This is a genomic window from Breoghania sp. JC706, assembly GCF_037026715.1.
Taxonomy (GTDB): Bacteria; Pseudomonadota; Alphaproteobacteria; order Rhizobiales; family Stappiaceae; genus Breoghania.
In genome coordinates, this window is the sequence record NZ_JBANCG010000013.1 from 13,188 (window position 1) to 32,513 (window position 19,326).

A 19,326-nucleotide genomic window follows, 5' to 3' on the forward strand; every position below is an offset into this window, starting at 1 on the left:
TATGCGTTTATCTGATTTAATATTCTTAAAAACAGAGAATATTTTGTTCCTGGAATTGGGAGGCGCGCGTGGTGCGAGAATTTTACAAGGGAGCGGGTTCCGGGGACACCGGCCACACTCGCCGGCACGTGCTGTGGCTCCTTGGACGGGTTCTGCTCGGCATCCTATGTGTGCTTGTGTGGGTTCCCCTTGGGCCGTCCATGCCGAATTGGGGACTGGATCCGTCCTGGATGCTTGGGCTCAACCAGGCCGTCGCTGACGGGCTTGTCTTCGGCCGCGACATCAAGTTCACGTTCGGGCCCTATTCGAGCGTCTATTCTCAACTCTACCACCCTTCCACGTATGGCATGATATTGATTGCCGGCGGGATCCTTGCTGCGGGCTATGGCTGGGCGCTGTTCCGGGCTTTTTCGCGGGGCGGTCGGGACATGTTTCTGGCGGGCGTTGTCCTGGCGCTTGGTGCCCTGTCGCGTGATGCGCTGCTTTTGTCCTATCCGGTACTCTATGTCCTTGCCGTTCAGAAGGTCATCGTGTCGGGGCAAAAGGGCAGGAAGGCGGAGGCTGACAAGCGCAGCGAGGCGGGGCAACTGCTTGCGCTGGCGATCTCGTCCGCCGGGCTTGCGGCGCTGTTGCTTGTCAAGGGGTCGATCTTTCCGCTGGCGACTATTGCCTTTCTGGCGGTTCTGGGTCTGAGCGTTGCCAAGCGCTCCCACGCGGCGATGGTCACGATAGCGGCGAGTGCAATCCTTGGGAGCTTGTTGCTGTGGATTCTGGCGGGGCAACCGATCGGGGCATTTCCCGGTTACTTCGCGGGTCTCGCTACTGTCATTTCCGGCTACTCGGAGGCCATGGCGGTGTCGGGGCGCAGCCTCGATCTGGTGATCTTTGCGGCCATCGGTCTTTCCGCATTGGCAATTGCGCTGTTTGAATCCGCAGACCGGGGCACGAGACTGTTGAGAGGGGGCATTCTGACGCTCTTCGGTTTCGTCGCTTTCAAGGCCGGGTTCGTACGCCACGATTGGCACGCGACGATTGCGGCGGGATGTGCGGTGGTGATGCTCGCCATTTGCCTCTCTTTCGTGCGCAATCGCGTCTGGGCGCTGATGCCGGTCCTCGTTGCTGCATTGTTTGGCTGGTACGATGTGGAGCGGCACAATCAGCAGATCCCCGCGCCTTATCTGATGCTCTTCAAGGCGAAGCAGGTTCTGGCGGATCCTTTCGTGACCGCTGCCCGCCTCATCGAGGACGGCTCCTATTTGTCTGCCACCTATGCAAGGACATTGGCCGAACTGAATCGGCAGTTCGGATTCCCGATCTTTGAGGGCCGCGCAGATGTCTATTCGTTCTGGCAGTCGGATCTGATCGCGAGTGGTTCGAGTTGGCATCCCCGCCCGACGTTGCAGAGCTACTCCGCCTACACGGGAGCGCTTGCGCGCGCGAATGCGGATTATCTTCGAGGTTCTCGCGCTCCGGACCGGATCGCGTTCCGGATCACACCGATTGACAGGAATTTTCCAACGCTCGCGGATGGGGCGTCGTGGCCGGCGCTGCTCACGCGCTACGCTCCATACGAGTTCAAGGAGAATTTCCTCTATCTTGCCAGAACGGAAGAGGGGCCGCGGGAGCCGTTGACGGAACTGGGCAGGAAACGTGCCGTGATTGGCGCGTACCAGCCGGTTCCGGAAAGCCGGTATCCGATCTTCGTCGAGATCGAGGTTCGGAAGAGCCTGTTCGGCAAGATCGCTGATCTCTTCTACAAACCCCGCAATCTAACCCTCGAAGTTCGGACCGCCACGGGCGCGACGAAATCGTATCGATACGTGAGTGGCATGGGCAGGGAAGGGTTCATGCTTTCGCCTATCGTGGCGAACAGCACGGAACTTGCCGAGCTTTACGCGGGAGACGAGGCGCGTGATGCGAAAAAGGTTGTCGCCGTTCGCCTTGTGGCCGAGAAGGACATGTTTCCAGAGTGGCTGCAGGATATCGAAATCAGGTTCTACGCGGTAAACTTGCCGCACCGCCCGAAGGTTTCGATACGCTTCGCTTACGATCCGGTCGTGAGGCAGGACGTCGCAACGGGCACCAGACACCAGAATACGGATGCGTGTCTGGGTGGTGTGGATGTCCTCAATGAGGTCTATCCGGCGCCGCGCAGGGTGGACATCGGCGCCATCCTCTCGGTGGATGGCTGGCTTGCCGTGCCCGGAGCGACCCGATCGGAGCCCGGAACGGTTTATCTGATCCTGACGGACAGCGCCGGTCAGACGACGTGGGTTCGGGCGAGGCGCAGCCCGAGAATCGATGTGAAGGCGTTGTTCGGCGATCCGTTCGGTCCTGATCTCGGCTTTGACGCTTACATCGACCCGTCCGCATTTCACGGACAGTACGAGATGGGAATTGCATGGACGAACGGTGACGAGTGGGCGGAATGTGAATGGCCAGCGCATCTGCTGACCTTCCCGGACGCCGACGCCGTTTCGAAAAGAGAAGTTTCCTCCGCCGCGCCTCAGCCGCACGCCGGACGCTTCTAGGCCATATTCTGATCCGATTTGCGGAGTCGGATCGATAGGAAACTCCTCAAGATTTTGATTTTAAGAGGTTTCTGATCGATCCGGCGAGCCTGCCTAGAAGGGCGGCCGGCTCAGGCGTGTTGGCCGTGCATTTTGCGAGAGGCATCGGAAGAGGGATATTCTTCCGGTATGTGCGAAAAACCTTATAACCCATTTATTCAAAATAGTTTTTTGATCCGAGAGGTTTGAAATGAAGGGTATTATCCTGGCCGGTGGCAGCGGCTCCAGGCTGCATCCGATGACAGTTTGTGTCAGCAAGCAGCTTCTTCCCGTCTACGACAAGCCGATGATCTATTATCCCCTCACAACCCTCATGTTGGCAGGGATAAGGGATATCCTGATCATCTCGACGCCACATGACGTACCTCTGTTCCAGCGTCTTCTCGGCGATGGTTCCCAGTGGGGACTGGCGCTCTCCTATGCCGAACAGCCGACCCCCGGAGGCCTGGCGCAGGCTTATGTGATCGGCGCCGACTTCGTCGGCCACTCTCGCTCCTGCCTTATCCTGGGAGACAACATCTATTACGGGCATGGGCTGCCGGATCTGTTGCGAAAGGCTCGGGCGACGGAGGAGGGAGCCACCGTCTTTGCCTATCATGTCAGCGATCCGGAGCGGTATGGCGTGGTCGAGTTCGATGCCAACCAGCGTGCGGTATCCCTGGAGGAGAAACCTGCCGCACCGAAATCGAACTGGGCCGTCACCGGGCTGTATTTCTATGATTGTGATGTGGTCGATATTGCGGCTGACCTGCGGCCGTCTCCAAGAGGCGAGCTGGAGATTACGGATGTCAATCGGGTCTATCTGGAGCGGGGCAAGTTGAATGTCGCCATCATGGGGCGCGGTTATGCCTGGCTCGATACTGGAACACCGGAAAGCCTGATTGAGGCAGGAGAGTATGTCCGTACGCTGGAGAAGCGACAGGGCTTCAAGATCGCGTGTCCGGAGGAGATTGCCGTCAATCTCGGCTATGTCACACCGGAAGCGTTCTGCGATCTCGCCAACCGGTACGGCACTGGAGCGTACGGCCAATATCTTCGCACGCTCGCCGTTCCCAAAGATACTCAAAGCGTCGACATCAACAGGCGGACATCGGCGGTTTCACGCTTTTCGGAACAAGCCGAGCCAGTCTGACGAACCGGCATCTCGCGGGCAACGAACAGGCAGGGATTGGGATCGTGTCGAGAAAGTCGGTTTGGCTCCCCGGCAATTGTAATGGCTTGCCGTTTCTTAGGGCGACGTCGTCTTCGTGTGGTGATCTCCCTGTTTGCCTCGATGGCTCCGGCTGATTATATCTTCTGGTGCTTTGACACCTTGAATTGCAATTACGTGGCGAGGAAACGCGGGATGCGCAGGGCCGCAGGCGCAGCGAGAAAGCCAACCCGGGACGCCATTGTGGACTCCGCAGAACGAGCGATCCTGCTGAACGGCTACAAGTCGCTCAATTTTCGCGACATTGCGAGCGAAGTCGGCATCAAGAGCTCCAGCGTCCATTATCACTTTCCCACGAAAGGGGACCTTTCAGCGGAAGTCATGCGCCGATACCGCAACGATTTCGCTTCGCGGCTTGAAGACCCCAAGCATGAGCCTAAAGCAGCGCAGGCCGCTTTGAATGCCTTTATCGACGGTTTCAAGGACCAGGTCGTCGGCTTCGACAACATGAGCCTGTGTGTCGTCCTTTCTGCTGAAAAGAACCTGCTGGACGAGGCGACACGAGTGGAGCTCCGTGCATTCTATGATCTGAAGCTGGACTGGCTGTCGAAGGTCGTTTCGGCCATTGCGGCAGGCACTTTTTCGCAAGGCGAATGCGACAGGTACGCCTGCAAGATCCTCGCAAGCCTGCACGGTGCATCCGTTCTGGTCAAAGCCACCGGCGATACTGGGCTTTTCGAATTGTCCGTGGAGCACTGGCGCGATCTTCTGACCCGGATCCGGTGAGGCAATGCGACGCTATCGTTGGCGAGCCCATTAGCCAGAAGAAGCGCCGGCGCAACCGAGCCCATAAGGTTCAATGAACACCTATCTTCCTTCTAACCATCTGAAAATATATTAAAATCTCTGCTTTTTCCGACGGGATGCGGCTTGGCACCTTCGTTCGTCCGGTTGACAGAGCGTCCCGGCTCATTTATCTATCTACTGATAGATAAGGTGTTTTGCCATTTTTGAATTTTGTTTTTCGCAATCCAATTTTCAGCAGGAATTCTTGATGAGCGTCGCCACCTCCAAGAGTGAGAACAAGAGCCCGACGAGCAACTGGTACATCCTCTTGTTCGCCACAGCACTCGCGATCATCAGCATGGTCGGGATCGACATTTACGTGCCGGCACTGGACCAGATCCAGGGAGATTTCGGAACGACCGCGGCGATGGTGGGACTTTCGATGCCCGCCTTCTTTGCCGGCACCTTCGCGACGCAACTGTTTTATGGTCCGGTCTCCGATGCCGTCGGGCGCAAGCCCGTGCTATTGGTCGGCTTATGCCTCTTTCTGCTTGGAACGGCAGCTTGCATCGGCGCGGACAGCATCGAGATGTTTCTTGTCGGCCGCTTCGTTCAGGCATTCGGGATCTGTTCGACCGCCGTGCTCTGGCAGCCGATCGTCACCGACACGTTTCCCGACGACGAGAGGCGGGTGAAGTCGATCTTCGGCGTGGTCATGTCCTTCATCGGCATATCCCCGGCGCTGGCTCCGTTGCTTGGAGGCTGGATCACTGAAACGTTCGGCTGGCGCGCCGTATTCATGCTGCTTTTTCTGATGGCTGCCGCCTTGCTGCTTTTCAGTGCGGTCGCTTTCAGCGAGACGCTGAACGCGACGCGCAAGCGGAAGATACATCCGCTCGGCATCGTGTCCTCATTGAAGGAGCTCGCCTCAACCCCGCTGTTCTATATCTATGCCGGCGCAGTCGGGCTGACGGTTGGCGCCTACATGTCCTATTTGACGATCGCGCCCTTTTCGCTGTCCGCCCTTGGCTATTCGCCGATGGAGATCGGGGTGCATTTCATCCCTCTGGCGATGCTTTTCGGGCTTGGCGGTGCAATGGGGAAGGTGTTTGACGGGAGAGTGTCCGAGGTCGCCCTTTTGCGGGTCGCCGGCGTGATCATGCTCGCAGCCGGCATTGTGTTCTATGTGAACCTGAATGCCACTCCGGACCAGGATATCTTCGACTACCTCCTGCCATTCGGTGTGCTGACATTCTCGTTCGGGATCGTCATTCCGACAGGTTCGGCCATGGCGATCCATCACTTCCGCAGAATTTCGGGCGCTTGCTCCAGCGGCATGAACTTCGTGACGTCTGTCGCCGCTTTCATCTGCACGCTCATTGCGTCATTGATCTATGGTGATTTTCTTTATAATTCCATGTCTATTATCATAATATTTAATTCTTTATTGGTTCTGACGCTTCTTTCATTGTTGAATTTAAATAATGATGCGAGATAATCTATCTATATTTTAAATATAAATTTTTATATATTAGCAGGGTCTATCATGTCAAGTATAGACGCGCGCATTCCGGTTGTCGTTGATCTCGACCTGACGCTCATTCTCACGAACAGCTTGCACGAGATGGCTGCCGCGGCGATCTTTCGCAAGCCTGCGGCACTTTTGCGATCTCTCTGGAAGCTGCGGACAGGGCGGCAGTACATGAAAGCGGCCCTTGCCAGCGAGATCGAGGTCGAAGAGCTCATATTTCCCTATCGCGAAGACCTCATCGAATGGCTCCGCGAAAAGGCGGCCGAAGGGCATACGATCCATCTTTGTTCGGCAGCTCACAAGAGCGTGGCCGAGGACGTCGCAAAGCGCCTTGGAATCTTTGCATCGGCCGTCGGTTCCGACGTGATCAATCTCAAGGGCCTCGAGAAGTCTCTATATCTTCAGGAGAAATTCCCGGACGGCTTCATCTATGTCGGCGACAGTTCGAGCGATATCCAGGTGTGGCAAAGCTCTGCGGGTATCGTGCTTGCCGGTGCGCCGGACGCGGTGGCCGACCGTGCGCGTGCGCTCGGCAAACCGATATTGAAGGAATTCCGAAATTCACGGTTCGACTTCGCCACGTTGATCACAGCGCTTCGCGTTCATCACTGGTCAAAGAATGTTCTGATCTTCGTTCCGCTCGTCTTGTCCCATCAGTGGAACACGCCGGGTCTCGTGGTCGAGTTTTTCCTGGCATTTCTTTGTCTGCTCGGGGTGACATCCGGAACCTACCTGCTGAACGATGTGGCGGACCTCAGCGCGGATCGCCAGCATTGGTCCAAGAAGAACAGGCCGCTGGCGAGTGGACGGCTGCGGATCGAGGTGGGAATAGCGCTTGCGTGCTTCCTCTTGACGGCAAGCCTCCTGGGAGCAATTGCACTCGATCCTGTCTTTGCCGCTGTTCTGGCGGGGTATCTCGTTCTCACCGGAGCTTACTCGGCCGGGCTCAAACGTATTCCGCTGCTGGATCTTTTGCTGATCGGCGTTCTTTTTACGACCCGCATCGTGATGGGAACGGTTCTTGTTGCCGACACGCATCCGGCCTGGCTGCTGGTGTTCTCGGTCTTCTTCTTCTTTTCCCTGGCAGTCGCCAAGCGACATACAGAAATCGTCAGGTCGTCGAAGGCGGGGGGCGGCAGTCTGAGCAGTCGTGGCTACGTGGTCGAGGATGCGCCTCTCACGCTGGCATTGGGGACCGGATCGGCGGTCGTCTCGCTTGTGGTGATGATGCTGTTCATCATTGAAAGCATGGCGAGCGGGACTTTTTACAGCCATCCGGAGCTGCTCGGGGGTATCCCCCTGCTTCTCTCAATCTGGGTGGGCCGCATTTGGCTCCTCTCTCATCGCGGCGCAATGGCGGACGATCCTGTCAATTTCGCGATCCACGACCGGACGAGTATCGGGCTCGGGGTCGGTATCGCGCTGCTCTTCGTTGCTGCCCTATGACGTATTACCGGCCATCGAAGGACATCCGCTCCTGGGGCGGCGTGATCCGGGGCGAGCATGAGGTCGCGGCCCCGGCTTGGCGTGACGAGGTCGCTCCCATCATCGCGGAGGCGATCGATCGCAAATTTCCGATTCTGGCGAGCGGCGCGCGCCGGTCCTACGGCGACAGTGGGCTCAATCCCGGTGGTGCGCTCATCGACACGGTTGGGCTTGATCGGATCGTGGCGTTCGATCCGCAGACAGGCATCGTCCGCGCCGAGGGCGGGGTGACGCTGGATACCTTGCTTCGAATGTTCGTGCCCCGCGGTTTCTTTCTGCCGGTAACGCCGGGCACCCGGTTCGTCACCTTGGCAGGAGCGATCGCCAATGACGTCCATGGCAAGAACCACCATCTTGCAGGAACCTTCGGGTGCTGGGTGAAGCGGATCGGACTGGTGACATCGGCCGGCCAGGAACTGGAGCTATCCGAACGTGACAACCCGTCCCTCTTCAGAGCCACGATCGGCGGTCTTGGTCTGACGGGCGTCATCGCCTGGGCCGAGCTTAAGCTGGAACAGATCGCGGGCACCCTCATGGATGTCGAGAAGACCGCCTTTTCCAATCTGGAGGAGTTCTTCGAACTATCCACGCAAAGCGAAGTCGGGTGGACCTATGCGGTCTCCTGGATCGACACGATCATGGCTGGGCGGGGCGTGTTTTTGCGCGCCAATCACGCGCCCGCCAGCGACCGGCCGCCTCGCTCGAGCGAGCGACGGTATCGGGTGCCAGTGAATTTTCCCGGCTTCCTCCTGAACCGGCACTCTATCCGTCTGTTCAATGCGGTCTGCTATCACAAGGGGCGTCTGCGTGCGGGGCGCGAGGTGGTTCCTCTTGCGCGGTTTTTCTATCCTCTCGATGCCGTCGACAATTGGAACCGGATGTATGGCCGGCGCGGAATGTACCAGTACCAGTCCGTCGTTCCCGCATCGGCGCAGGCGGATGCGACGCGGGAGATGCTGGCGGCGATAGCAGACGCCGGACAAAGTTCGTTTCTTGCGGTCCTGAAGACATTTGGGACCAAAACCTCGCCTGGAATGCTCTCCTTCCCGATGGAGGGCACCACACTCGCGCTCGATTTCCCGAACAGGGGCAGCGAGACGACGCGGTTCCTGGATCGTCTCGATGCAATCGTGCGGGAGGCCAAGGGAAGGCTCTACCCCGCCAAAGATGGGCGGATGAGCGCCGAGATGTTCCGCCTCGGCTATCCCGACTGGCAGGAATTCGCAAAGCATGTCGATCCGCAGTTCTCGTCCCGCTTCTGGCGGCGGGTGGCAGGGTGAGGGGTGTCGGCATGCGTCTGGTTATTCTCGGGGCGACATCGGCGATTGCGGAGGCAACGGCCAGGCTCTATGCGGCAGAGGGAGCCGCTATCTTGCTGGTCGGGCGTAACGACCAGCGTCTGTCGGCTATGGCGAACGATTTGAGGGAACGCGGGGCACGCCTTGCCGAGACCACGGTTTGCGACCTTGTTAGCGAGCCTGACGTCATGGCGCGTCTGGAAGAGTTCGCCGCTCTCGCGGGTGGTATCGACCATTTTCTCATCGCCTACGGCGTTATGGGGTTGCAGGGAGAAGCGGAGAAAGATCCGGCTGCGGCAGATGCGGTCTTGCGCGTGAATTTCAACTCCGTGGCCGCATGGAGCCTTGCGGCCGCCGCCTATTTCGAGCGCGAGCGTCGCGGAACGCTTCTCGTGATTGGATCGGTCGCCGGGGATCGTGGACGGCGCGCGAACTACGTGTACGGAGCCGCGAAGGCGGGAGTTGCGGCTTTCGTCGAAGGCATTGCGCACCGCTTTGCCGATACCGGGCCGCGCGCGCTCCTGATCAAGCCCGGACCGACAGACACGCCGATGACGCGCGGCATGGCCGGCCGCGGGATGCTTTGGTCCAGCCCCGAGCAGATCGCTGCGATCATCTACCGGCAGGCGCGAAAGGCGCGAGGACCGGTCGTCTACGCGCCGTGGTTCTGGCGATACGTCATGCTGATCATTCGAAACCTCCCGGTCCGGGTTTTCAATCGCATGGATATCTGAAGATGAAAGTCGTGATTACGGGTGCCGCAGGATTGGTAGGGCAGAACCTCGTAGCAAGACTGAAAGCGCGACCTGGCGTCGAGCTTGTCGGGATCGACAAGCATCCGACCAACACGGGGCTGCTTCGTCGGCTACATCCCGAGGTTCAAGTCATCGAGGCGGATCTCTCATGCGGCGGTGCCTGGGAGGGCGCCTTTGCCGAAGCCGATGCCGTTGTGATCAACCAGGCGCAGATCGGCGGGCTGGTTGAGCAGGAATTCATCGACAACAACGTTGTTGCCACACAGAACGTCCTGGCTGCGATGCGCAGGCACGGAACGCCGTACTTCGTTCTGATATCTTCCTCGGTCGTCAATTCAGTCGCGGATGACTTCTACACGCGATCGAAGCGGGCTCAGGAGCATCTTGTCGACCAAGTGCACGATATCCCGCACGCGGTGCTGCGGCCAACGCTGATGTTCGGTTGGTTCGATAGAAAGCACCTGGGCTGGCTCAGGCGCTTCATGGACAGGTCGCCGGTCTTTCCGGTTCCGGGAAATGGGCGCTACGTCCGGCAGCCGCTCTATGTGGGAGATTTCGTGGAGGTGATCGTTGCCGCGCTCAATGGGCGAACGACGGGCACTTTCGATATTTCGGGCCAGGAGAAGATATTCTACGGGGATCTTATCCGTCTGATCCGGGACACGGTCAACGCGCGGTCCGTGGTCCTCAACATCCCCTATCGGGTCTTCCTGTTCCTGCTCGCCCTCTACGCGCGGATCGATCGGAACCCGCCCTTCACGACCAGCCAACTGAAGGCTCTCGTTATCCCCGAGACATTTCCGACGACCGATTGGCCGGAGGTCTTCAAGGTACGGTCGACGCCCCTGAAGGAGGCGATCCGGGAGACGTACCTGAACGCTACCTATGGCGAGATCGTTCTGGATTTCTGAGGGAAGGGGCAAGCATGAGCCGAGTTGTCGTCATCGGAGCCGGCGCGATGGGACTTGCGGCGGCGCACAGGGCCATCCGGCTTGGACATGACGTGGATGTCGTAGAGGCGGATAACGTGCCGGGCGGCATGGCCGCTCATTTCGAGGTCGGCGGCGTGTCCATCGAACGCTTCTACCATTTCGTCTGCAAGTCCGATGAACCGACGTTCGCCCTGCTTCAGGAACTGGGTATCGCTGATGCCATGCGCTGGACGCCGACGTCGATGGGCTACTTCATGAAAGGCCGCGTTCATCCCTGGGGGGACCCTTTCTCGCTGCTGCGCTTTCCGCATCTGAGTCTCGTCGCGAAATTCAGGACCGGAGTGCAGATGTTCCTGACGACGCGCCGGAGAAGCTTCGCCTCGATCGAAGCGAAGACGGCTCGTCAATGGCTGGAGGGTGGGTCCGGTCGCGAGGTCTATGAAAAGCTCTGGAAGCGCCTCATGGATCTGAAGTTCCACGACCTCGCCGACGGCATATCGGCCTCATGGGTTGCGGTGCGTATCCGCAGGATCGGGACGTCGCGGAAGTCGATATTTCAGGAGGAGCTCGGATATATCGACGGCGGAAGCCAGACGCTCGTCGACCGGCTTGTCGAGAGCATCGAGGAGGGCGGGGGGCGGATTCATCTGTCGACGCCTGCGCAGCGGGTGGAGGTCGAGAACGGCAAGGTCGCCGGACTTTCGGCCAACGGCACTTTCTATCCCGCTGACGCTGTGATCTCGACCGTTCCGGCAGCGCTCGTCCCACGCCTCGTGCCGGCGCTGGGCGACGATCTCAAGCGGAAATACGAAGGGATAAGGAATATCGGTGTCGTCTGTCTCCTGTTCCGGCTGAAACGTTCTGTCAGTCGCAATTTCTGGGTGAATATCGTCGATGAAGAAATTGAAATACCGGGAATAATTGAGTTTTCGAATCTGAGGCCGCTGCCCGACAGTTTTGTCTATATCCCCTACTACATGCCGACGAACCAGCGCAGGTGGCGGTGGAGCGATCAGGAATTCGCCGACGAAGCTTTCGGATATTTGCGTCAGATAAACCCTGATCTGAGCCAAGCTGATCTGCTGGACGCGCATGTCAGTCGGTTGCGGTACGCACAACCCGTATGCGGGCCGAATTTCCGCGACCAGCTGCCACCCATACAGACCGATGTGCCAGGATTTCTGGCTGCAGACACCAGCTATTACTACCCCGAAGACCGTGGAATTGCCGAGAGCGTGCGTCTTGGACGCGAAATGGCCGAGCTCGTTCAATAGGATATTCAGGAGACGACATGGATACTCTCGCTCAACTGTATCAGGAACGTTTTGAAAGTGCTGGGATTCAGAAGCGGGATCGGGTCTGGAAAATCCTGTGCGAGGACTTCTTCAGCCGCCGGGTGCCAGCCGATGCGACGGTGCTTGACCTGGCGTGTGGTTACGGTGATTTCATCAACAACATCTCCTGCGGTCGCAAATGCGCGGTGGATCTGAACCCGGATGCGCGCCGGCACGTGGGATCGGATGTTGAGTTCACATTGTCGGCTGCGACCGACCTGTCGGCGATCGGACGCAATGCTGTCGATGTCGTCTTCACCTCCAATTTCCTGGAGCATCTGAAGGACAAGGCGGAATGCGACGCCGTTCTGGCAAACGTCTTCGATGTTCTAAAGCCGGGGGGGCGGTTCATTGTTCTTGGCCCCAATATTCGTTACGCGTACCGCGAGTACTGGGATTTCTACGACCACTATCTGCCGCTGTCGGATCTGTCGCTTTCGGAAGGACTGAGGCTCGCCGGTTTCAACATTGTGGAAGCCATCCCTCGGTTTCTGCCCTACACGATGAACGGACGAACGCCGACGGCCGACTTTCTCGTGAAATTGTATTTGCGGCTACCGGTTGCTTGGCGAGTGCTCGGTAAGCAGTTTCTGGTGACCGCGGAAAAGCCATGCAGGTAGGCGTTTTCGTCCGGTTCGTCCTGTCAGGCGGCATCGCGGCGGCGGCCAATGTCGGCGCGCGCATTCTGTTTTCCACGTTCGCCAGCTACTCGGTTTCGATTGTCCTGGCCTACGTGGTGGGCCTGGTGACCGGCTACACATTGATGAAATTTCTCGTTTTCGAAAGCTCTGGGCGCGTATCCCTCGCCGAGTACCTGCGCTATTTTTTGGTGAACATGGCCGCCCTCGGTCAGGTCTGGGGTCTCAGTATCCTGTTCAAGGACCATGTCCTTCCCGCGGTCGGCTATCATTTTCACGCCGACACCGTCGCGCACACGATCGGCGTTCTCAGTCCGATCCTGACGAGTTACGTGCTGCACAAGAAATACACATTCTCGTCACGGTAGCCGCGCGATCGGGACGAAACCCGCCGATTGTGCTCACGATACGATTTAGCCCTGAAGGCCCCCTGAAGTCTCAATGTGGGATCTCCCGAACGCGCCGGTCGGGTTGGGAGGCGTCTGCGTTAGGGGCGTGAATCGCGCCGCTGCTATGCCGTCCGATGCTGCGAAGTTCCAGCACTCGCCGCGTTCACCGACGATGCCATGTGCGACAAACGGACACTTCTTCTGTCATCTGAATATACTGCCGATAACCGATTTTTATTGGGTCATGCCCGCCACAGGTTCTCTTTTTATTTTCGGACTTGCGCCATGTCCATGCAATTTCGGTGATAGAGATACTATCTCTTGGCAGAGAAAAAGGCGGCAGGCCGCGCTATATCCCGGTTGAGCCATGATGAGAGGCCACCAGGTGAGGCCGGCCGGAGCCAGAGGTGGCCAGACCTTCGGCCCGCCTTTCGCGCTGTTTGGACGATACGTCCGGGGTGTCCCGTCAGTCGCCGGATCTGGAGCTGCAAGCATGACGAGTTGCGATCTCACCGAACTTGATCCCGCCTCTCTTTCAACACACAGCGCCGTGCGGCGGATTGCGTGGCGCGGCACGGCTGCTCCCGAGGATAGTCGCGAGGTGCCGGAGGAGGCGGCCATCGCCGTCACCTATAATGGTGCCACGCATGCCGTGATGATGGCGACGCCACTGCAGCTTGAGGATTTCGCGGTCGGTTTCAGCCTGACCGAACGGATCATCACAGATATCGAGCAGATCAAGTCGATCGAGATTGCCGCTTTCACGACGGGCGTTGAGGCGCGGCTTTGGGTGGATGAAGAGTGCGCCGGGCGGCTTTCGGCGCGCCGGCGCGCTCTCGCGGGGCCTACGGGATGCGGTCTGTGCGGTGTGGAGAGCCTGGAAGAGGCGCTTCCAGAGCCGGCCCCGGTCGGCGCGGACGGTGTCCGCTTCACGCCGGAACAGGTCATGGAGGCGATCAATGCGCTGTCTCAGGGCCAGCCGCTTTTCCGCGAAACGCATGCGGTCCATGCCGCAGGCTTCTGGACGCCTTCGCGGGGTCTCGTGGCGGCGCGCGAAGATCTTGGCCGTCACAATGCGATGGACAAGCTCGTCGGCGCCCTGAGGCGCGGCGGTGTCGATCAGACAATGGGGATCGCGACGATAACCAGCCGCGTCTCCGTCGAGATCGTTCAGAAGGCAGCTGTGATGGGAGTTCCCGTTCTGGTCGCCGTATCGGCACCGACGCGACTCGCCATTCGCACGGCGGAATCCGCCGGGCTGACACTTGTCGGAGTTGCGCGTCGCGACGGGTTTGAAGTGTTTACCCGGATGGACCGGATTGCGTTCTAGGCAATTATGCGGCGGAGGAGGCAAATGGACGGGATATGCGGACGCCGTCTGGGGAAAGACGTAATTTGATATGCCTCATGGAGGCGCCGGTGTGCGTGTGGCCTCCTCGGGTTGAAGGATCTGGAAAATGCACGCAAGCGTTGGGCCGATGCCTGCTACTAACGCGCAAGCCGTGTAAAGGGTGAAGAAGCGGGCATCGGAGAAGATCGCCATGTGCAGCGTTTGCGGTTGCGGCCAGGCTCACGTCGAAGGCCATGACCATGCCCACGACCACGGCCATCACCATCATCACGATCACCACCACGATCACGAGGGCATGAGCGAGGCCGAGCATGCGGCGCTCCACGCCGCCGGCGTTGCCCACGATCACGGCCATGACCACTCCCATGGTGAGCCGCATATCCACTACGGTCAGGGCGAGGCGGGCGTTTCGGTTCCCGGTCTGGATCAGGCCCGCGTGATCAAGATGGAAGAGGCCGTTCTTGGGGAGAACGACCGGCGCGCGGCAAAGAACCGCGCGCGGTTCGAGGAGAACGGCGTTTTTGCTCTCAATCTGCTTTCCAGTCCCGGTTCAGGCAAGACGACGCTGCTGTGCGAGACGGTAAAGGCGCTGTCGGCGGAGCTTCCTGTCGCGGTCATCGAGGGCGACCAGCAGACGTCCAACGACGCTGACCGTATCCGTGCAACCGGCGCGCCGGCCGTTCAGGTCAATACCGGCAAGGGATGTCATCTCGATGCGGCGATGATCGAGGACGCCGCGACCGCGCTTTCGCCCGCGGAAGGCTCTGTGCTGTTCATCGAGAACGTCGGCAATCTTGTCTGCCCCGCGGCATTCGATCTGGGCGAGGCGGCCAAGGTCGTGATCCTTTCGGTGACGGAGGGCGAAGACAAGCCGATCAAGTACCCCGACATGTTCGCCGTCGCGGACCTGATGATCCTGAACAAGATCGATCTCGCGCCCTATGTCCAGTTTAACATTGCGCGCTGCATGGGGCTTGCGCGCCGGGTGAATCCATCGCTCCAGATCCTGCAGCTTTCGGCAACAACCGGAGAGGGGCTTGAGGCCTGGCTCGACTGGGTGCGGGAACGTCGCGCGGGACTTATGGCCGCAAGGGGCGCGTGACGATGGCACCACCGGCCGAGCGCAAAAGGGTGAAGCGTGCCAATGTGGGGGATGATCTCATCCACCTCGTTCTGGACCTGCCGCGTTCGCTGCCGCCGGTTATCGGGCTTGGGGCATTCCTGAAAGACACGATCACCGTGATCGACGGAAACAAGGCCTACGTCACTCGCGATATCGGGCACACCGATACGCCCGGTGCCATTGAAGCGATGCAAGAGACGGCGTGGGCGTTGATTTCGCAGCTCGAAGTCGTTCCGGCAGCGGTTGCCCACGATCTCCATCCCGATTTCCCGACGACACGCTTTGCAGCTGTTCTCGCAGAAGATTTATGCGCGGAACGGATACCCGTTCAGCACCATCATGCTCACGTGGCGGCAGTTGCCGCGGAAAACGGGCATGAGGCCCCGGTGTTGGGGCTTTCCTTCGACGGCTTCGGCCTCGGGCCCTGCAACGAGGCCTGGGGCGGCGAACTGCTTTTTGTCGATGGGGGCCACTACTTCCGGGCGGGACATCTCTGCCCGTTGCTGCAGCCGGGCGGCGATGTCGCTGCGCGCGAGGTCTGGCGCATGGGGGCGGCTGCGCTCCACGCGATAGGCCGGGGAGATGAGATTGCCCGCCGCTGGCCGCATCTTGCAGGTGCGAGCAAACTCAGTCTTGTCATGGAAAAGGGCCTCAACTGCCCGCAAACCACTTCCATGGGCAGGCTCTTCGACGCAGCTGCTGGCTTGCTGGGAGTTTGCGATGTCGCGGAGCGCGAAGGTCAGGCGCCCATCGCGCTGGAAGCGCTGGTGAGCGAGCCGAAGGAGTTGCCGACCGGTTGGCGGATCTCCGGTGAAGGCGAACTCGATCTGCGGCCTCTGCTGACGGCGCTGGCAGATGTGACTGATCCGCAGGAAGGCGCCAATATCTTTCACGGAACCCTGGCGGCCGCGATAGCGGAATGGGTTGTTGTCACCATGCACCGCCTGCCGGCGCCGGTGACGGGCATTGTCTATTCAGGCGGCTGCTTCTTCAACAAGGTTCTGACACGGGATCTCTCCTACAGGTTGGGTGCCCAGGGCGTCCAGATCCTCAAATCCGACCGGCTCGGGCCGGGCGACCCGGCGATCAGTCTCGGGCAGGCTTACGCGGCGGCGCAACTGCTGGACGAGACGATCTAGTTCGAAGGGAAACGACAATGTGTCTGGCAATTCCGGCCGAAGTGATCGAACTCCTGCCCGACGGCATGGGGAAGGTTAGCATTGACGGTATCGAGAAGGCGGTAAGCCTTGCTCTACTCAGCGAGATCGCCGTCGGCGATTATGTCCTCATTCATGTGGGCTTCGCACTGAGCCGGATTTCACCGGAAGAGGCGAAAGATACGCTGGATGCGCTGAGAGAGATGGGCGAACTCGCCGGCGAACTCAATTTGGCGGGGTTGGCGGGATGAAGTACGCATCTGAATTCCGGGACGGCAAGCTCGCGCGCAAGATTGCGGCGGCAATCGCAGCCGAGTGTGTCGTCGACCGCTCCTACACCTTCATGGAATTCTGTGGCGGGCATACCCACACCATCGCTCGTTACGGGCTAGAGGCAATGCTCCCGGAGAACATTCGCCTCGTGCATGGCCCCGGATGCCCGGTGTGTGTGTTGCCGGTGGGGCGTATCGACAGCGCGATCGAACTCGCCAGAGACCACGGAGTCATTCTGTGCACTTACGGCGACATGATGCGGGTGCCCGGATCCCATCGCGCGAGCCTCATGAAGGCCAAGGCGGGAGGGGCGGATGTCCGCATGGTGTGGTCGACGCTCGATGCGCTGAAGATCGCGCGGGAAAATCCGGATCGGGAAGTCGCCTTCCTTGCTATCGGTTTCGAGACGACGACGCCTCCGACCGCCATGGCGCTCAAGATCGCGAAGGCGGAAGGGCTGACCAATTTTTCGGTGTTCTGCAACCACGTGCTGACGCCGGCCGCCATGCGGGCGATCCTCGACGGTGAAAGCCTGCCGCTTCAGGGTATCATCGGGCCGGGTCATGTTTCCGCAGTGATCGGCATCGAGCCCTATCAGGAATTTGCAGACCGCGGTCAGGCGATTGTCGTGGCGGGCTTCGAGCCGCTCGACCTCCTTCAGGCGATCCTTATGCTGACGCGTCAGGTCAACGAAGGCCGTCCGCGTGTGGAGAACGCCTATGTCCGCGCGCTTCCGGCGGTCGGCAACCCGAAGGCGCGGGAGGTGATCGCGGAAACGATGCAGTTGCGCGGTGCCTTCGAGTGGCGGGGGCTTGGTCGTTTGCCGGACAGTGCGCTGTGTGTTGCGGACGCATACGCGGCGTTCGATGCGGAACTGAAATTCGGACTGCCCTATCGGGCGGTGCCTGATCCGAAATCCTGTGCGTGCGCTGAGGTCGTGCGCGGCCTCAAGCGTCCTGAAGAATGCGCGCTCTTCGGGCGCGTTTGCACGCCGGATGATCCCATCGGCTCCTGCATGGTTTCAAGCGAGGGCGGTTGCGCGGCTCATTGGCTTTATGGCCGGCACCGGTCCAAGACGGCCGCCTAACAGGGAACGAAGGAGCGGAGAATGAACGATCAATCCGGAGTACGGAACACCCGCCTGTTCCCGCATGCGCTCGACATTGCCAAAGGACGGGTCGACATGACCCACGGCGGCGGCGGTCGTGCCATGGCGCAATTGGTATCGGAGGTCTTCGGCAGCGCCTTTGACAACGAGTATCTCGCCCAGGGAAACGACATGGCGGTCATGCCGCCGGCCAACGGGCGCCTCGTCATGTCGACGGACGGCTATGTCATTTCTCCGCTGTTCTTTCCCGGCGGCGATATTGGTTCGCTCGCTGTTCACGGCACCATCAATGATGTCGCCATGAGCGGCGCGACGCCTCTCTATCTGTCGGCGAGCTTCATCATCGAGGAAGGTCTCCCGCTTGCGGACCTCCGACAGATTGTCGTGAGCATGGCCGACGCATCGCGCGCCGCCGGGGTGCCAATCGTAACCGGCGACACGAAGGTCGTGGAACGGGGGAAGGCCGACGGTGTCTTTATTTCCACCGCCGGCGTCGGCGTGCTTGCCGATGGGGTAGAGATCGGCGGCGACAGAATCAGGGAAGGGGATGCGATCCTCGTATCCGGCTCGATCGGCGACCATGGCATCGCCATTCTGTCGAAGCGGGAAAACCTCGACTTCGAAACGACCATCGAGAGCGACAGCGCGCCGCTGCATCGGATGATCCGAGCGATGGTGGATGCCGAGCCCGAAATCCATTGCCTGCGCGACCCCACGCGCGGCGGCCTGGCCGCGACGCTGAACGAACTTGCCAATCAATCGGGTGTCGGGCTGGTGCTACGCGAGGAAGCACTGCCGATCAAGTCGGCGGTGCGAGGGGCATGCGAGCTTCTCGGCATCGACCCGCTGGGGGTTGCGAACGAGGGCAAGTTGCTCGCCTTCTGTCCGCGCGAGAAAGCGGACGCGGTGTTGCGTATCATGCGGTCGGCGGAATTCGGCGCGGATGCGGCAATTATCGGCCATGTCGTGGCTGATCCGCTGCGCCTGGTGCGGCTGGAGACGAGCTTTGGCTCCGAGCGTGTTGTGGAATGGCTGAACGGCGAGCAATTGCCGCGCATCTGCTGATGCATATTCGTCGGAACCGACGTGCGAGCTCTGGATGGTCCGCCACCCCGGACTTTGGATCCGGTTCCTGAATATGTGAAAGCCGCCGTGGCGCCGGACATTCGGCCGACAGTCTGTGTTCTGAAGCCCCTCCTTCGGGGAGATCGAAGGAGGGGCTTTCTTGTGTTCGGATGCCACTGGCACAATGTTACGGCGCGCCGCGCAGGTCGCGGCACCGTGCCTGAACAACAGACGCATGGAGCGCGGCAGGACAGCGAGACCTCTGTCCTTACCGCGCTCCACTTGTCCCCCGCTTCACGAGGACCAGGGCCGTGGCGAATGCGTTTCCATGGTCCGGATCGATCGTATCTGCGGGAGACGAGGCCCGAAGTTCCCTGGTCG

17 protein-coding genes are annotated in these 19,326 nt (G+C 59.9%); all 17 read left to right on the forward strand.

Annotated elements, in window-relative coordinates:
* Positions 1 to 230 precede the first annotated feature (230 nt).
* Positions 231 to 2,531: a hypothetical protein gene (locus tag V2L18_RS21315; protein WP_336180367.1), complete on the forward strand. Its 2,301-nt coding sequence runs from the start codon at positions 231 to 233 to the stop codon at positions 2,529 to 2,531.
* A gap of 229 nt (positions 2,532 to 2,760) precedes the next feature.
* A complete protein-coding gene (rfbA, locus tag V2L18_RS21320; protein WP_336180368.1) occupies positions 2,761 to 3,702 on the forward strand; it encodes a glucose-1-phosphate thymidylyltransferase RfbA in 942 nt (313 codons plus the stop codon).
* A gap of 213 nt (positions 3,703 to 3,915) precedes the next feature.
* Positions 3,916 to 4,506 carry a TetR/AcrR family transcriptional regulator gene (locus V2L18_RS21325; protein WP_336180369.1) on the forward strand — a complete coding sequence of 197 codons (591 nt, stop codon included), beginning with the start codon at positions 3,916 to 3,918 and terminating at the stop codon, positions 4,504 to 4,506.
* Between the two features lie 268 nt (positions 4,507 to 4,774).
* On the forward strand, positions 4,775 to 6,004 hold the full coding sequence (locus V2L18_RS21330) for a Bcr/CflA family efflux MFS transporter (protein WP_336180370.1): 1,230 nt from the start codon (positions 4,775 to 4,777) through the stop codon (positions 6,002 to 6,004).
* Positions 6,005 to 6,052: 48 nt separating this feature from the next.
* Positions 6,053 to 7,483: a UbiA family prenyltransferase gene (locus V2L18_RS21335; protein ID WP_336180371.1), complete on the forward strand. Its 1,431-nt coding sequence runs from the start codon at positions 6,053 to 6,055 to the stop codon at positions 7,481 to 7,483.
* On the forward strand, positions 7,480 to 8,802 hold the full coding sequence (locus tag V2L18_RS21340) for an FAD-binding oxidoreductase (protein WP_336180372.1): 1,323 nt from the start codon (positions 7,480 to 7,482) through the stop codon (positions 8,800 to 8,802). Before V2L18_RS21335 ends, V2L18_RS21340 begins: the two co-directional genes overlap by 4 nt.
* A gap of 11 nt (positions 8,803 to 8,813) precedes the next feature.
* A complete protein-coding gene (locus V2L18_RS21345) occupies positions 8,814 to 9,554 on the forward strand; it encodes an SDR family NAD(P)-dependent oxidoreductase (RefSeq protein WP_336180373.1) in 741 nt (246 codons plus the stop codon).
* 2 nt (positions 9,555 to 9,556) lie between these two features.
* Positions 9,557 to 10,486 (forward strand): NAD(P)-dependent oxidoreductase, encoded by a 930-nt coding sequence (locus V2L18_RS21350; protein WP_336180374.1) that lies wholly within the window; start codon positions 9,557 to 9,559, stop codon positions 10,484 to 10,486.
* 14 nt (positions 10,487 to 10,500) lie between these two features.
* The gene (locus V2L18_RS21355) at positions 10,501 to 11,781 is read left to right on the forward strand and encodes an NAD(P)/FAD-dependent oxidoreductase (protein WP_336180375.1); all 1,281 of its coding nucleotides are present in this window, start codon (positions 10,501 to 10,503) and stop codon (positions 11,779 to 11,781) included.
* Between the two features lie 17 nt (positions 11,782 to 11,798).
* Positions 11,799 to 12,461, forward strand: coding sequence for a class I SAM-dependent methyltransferase (locus V2L18_RS21360; RefSeq protein ID WP_336180376.1), 663 nt, complete (start codon positions 11,799 to 11,801; stop codon positions 12,459 to 12,461).
* Positions 12,452 to 12,847: a GtrA family protein gene (locus V2L18_RS21365; protein WP_336180377.1), complete on the forward strand. Its 396-nt coding sequence runs from the start codon at positions 12,452 to 12,454 to the stop codon at positions 12,845 to 12,847. The genes V2L18_RS21360 and V2L18_RS21365 overlap by 10 nt, the downstream gene beginning before the upstream one ends.
* Positions 12,848 to 13,361: 514 nt before the next feature.
* The gene (fdhD, locus tag V2L18_RS21370; protein ID WP_336180378.1) at positions 13,362 to 14,198 is read left to right on the forward strand and encodes a formate dehydrogenase accessory sulfurtransferase FdhD; all 837 of its coding nucleotides are present in this window, start codon (positions 13,362 to 13,364) and stop codon (positions 14,196 to 14,198) included.
* A 211-nt stretch (positions 14,199 to 14,409) separates the two neighbouring features.
* Positions 14,410 to 15,321: a hydrogenase nickel incorporation protein HypB gene (hypB, locus tag V2L18_RS21375; RefSeq protein WP_336180379.1), complete on the forward strand. Its 912-nt coding sequence runs from the start codon at positions 14,410 to 14,412 to the stop codon at positions 15,319 to 15,321.
* Between the two features lie 2 nt (positions 15,322 to 15,323).
* A complete protein-coding gene (locus V2L18_RS21380) occupies positions 15,324 to 16,481 on the forward strand; it encodes a carbamoyltransferase HypF (protein ID WP_336180380.1) in 1,158 nt (385 codons plus the stop codon).
* Between the two features lie 17 nt (positions 16,482 to 16,498).
* The gene (locus tag V2L18_RS21385; protein ID WP_336180381.1) at positions 16,499 to 16,750 is read left to right on the forward strand and encodes a HypC/HybG/HupF family hydrogenase formation chaperone; all 252 of its coding nucleotides are present in this window, start codon (positions 16,499 to 16,501) and stop codon (positions 16,748 to 16,750) included.
* On the forward strand, positions 16,747 to 17,859 hold the full coding sequence (hypD, locus tag V2L18_RS21390; RefSeq protein ID WP_336180382.1) for a hydrogenase formation protein HypD: 1,113 nt from the start codon (positions 16,747 to 16,749) through the stop codon (positions 17,857 to 17,859). Before V2L18_RS21385 ends, hypD begins: the two co-directional genes overlap by 4 nt.
* Before the next feature lie 21 nt (positions 17,860 to 17,880).
* Positions 17,881 to 18,945 carry a hydrogenase expression/formation protein HypE gene (gene hypE / locus V2L18_RS21395; RefSeq protein ID WP_336180383.1) on the forward strand — a complete coding sequence of 355 codons (1,065 nt, stop codon included), beginning with the start codon at positions 17,881 to 17,883 and terminating at the stop codon, positions 18,943 to 18,945.
* Positions 18,946 to 19,326 lie beyond the last annotated feature (381 nt).

Excerpts from the sequence above, each read along its gene's own strand:
- hypB (WP_336180379.1), top strand. The coding sequence starts at position 14,410 with ATGTGCAGCGTTTGCGGTTGCGGCCAGGCTCACGTCGAAGGCCATGAC.
- V2L18_RS21350 (WP_336180374.1), top strand. The coding sequence starts at position 9,557 with ATGAAAGTCGTGATTACGGGTGCCGCAGGATTGGTAGGGCAGAACCTC.
- V2L18_RS21325 (WP_336180369.1), top strand. The coding sequence starts at position 3,916 with ATGCGCAGGGCCGCAGGCGCAGCGAGAAAGCCAACCCGGGACGCCATT.
- V2L18_RS21340 (WP_336180372.1), top strand. The coding sequence starts at position 7,480 with ATGACGTATTACCGGCCATCGAAGGACATCCGCTCCTGGGGCGGCGTG.
- V2L18_RS21345 (WP_336180373.1), top strand. The coding sequence starts at position 8,814 with ATGCGTCTGGTTATTCTCGGGGCGACATCGGCGATTGCGGAGGCAACG.
- V2L18_RS21360 (WP_336180376.1), top strand. The coding sequence starts at position 11,799 with ATGGATACTCTCGCTCAACTGTATCAGGAACGTTTTGAAAGTGCTGGG.
- V2L18_RS21380 (WP_336180380.1), top strand. The coding sequence starts at position 15,324 with ATGGCACCACCGGCCGAGCGCAAAAGGGTGAAGCGTGCCAATGTGGGG.
- V2L18_RS21355 (WP_336180375.1), top strand. The coding sequence starts at position 10,501 with ATGAGCCGAGTTGTCGTCATCGGAGCCGGCGCGATGGGACTTGCGGCG.
- fdhD (WP_336180378.1), top strand. The coding sequence starts at position 13,362 with ATGACGAGTTGCGATCTCACCGAACTTGATCCCGCCTCTCTTTCAACA.
- rfbA (WP_336180368.1), top strand. The coding sequence starts at position 2,761 with ATGAAGGGTATTATCCTGGCCGGTGGCAGCGGCTCCAGGCTGCATCCG.
- hypE (WP_336180383.1), top strand. The coding sequence starts at position 17,881 with ATGAACGATCAATCCGGAGTACGGAACACCCGCCTGTTCCCGCATGCG.
- V2L18_RS21315 (WP_336180367.1), top strand. The coding sequence starts at position 231 with ATGCTTGGGCTCAACCAGGCCGTCGCTGACGGGCTTGTCTTCGGCCGC.
- V2L18_RS21385 (WP_336180381.1), top strand. The coding sequence starts at position 16,499 with ATGTGTCTGGCAATTCCGGCCGAAGTGATCGAACTCCTGCCCGACGGC.
- V2L18_RS21335 (WP_336180371.1), top strand. The coding sequence starts at position 6,053 with ATGTCAAGTATAGACGCGCGCATTCCGGTTGTCGTTGATCTCGACCTG.
- hypD (WP_336180382.1), top strand. The coding sequence starts at position 16,747 with ATGAAGTACGCATCTGAATTCCGGGACGGCAAGCTCGCGCGCAAGATT.
- V2L18_RS21365 (WP_336180377.1), top strand. The coding sequence starts at position 12,452 with ATGCAGGTAGGCGTTTTCGTCCGGTTCGTCCTGTCAGGCGGCATCGCG.
- V2L18_RS21330 (WP_336180370.1), top strand. The coding sequence starts at position 4,775 with ATGAGCGTCGCCACCTCCAAGAGTGAGAACAAGAGCCCGACGAGCAAC.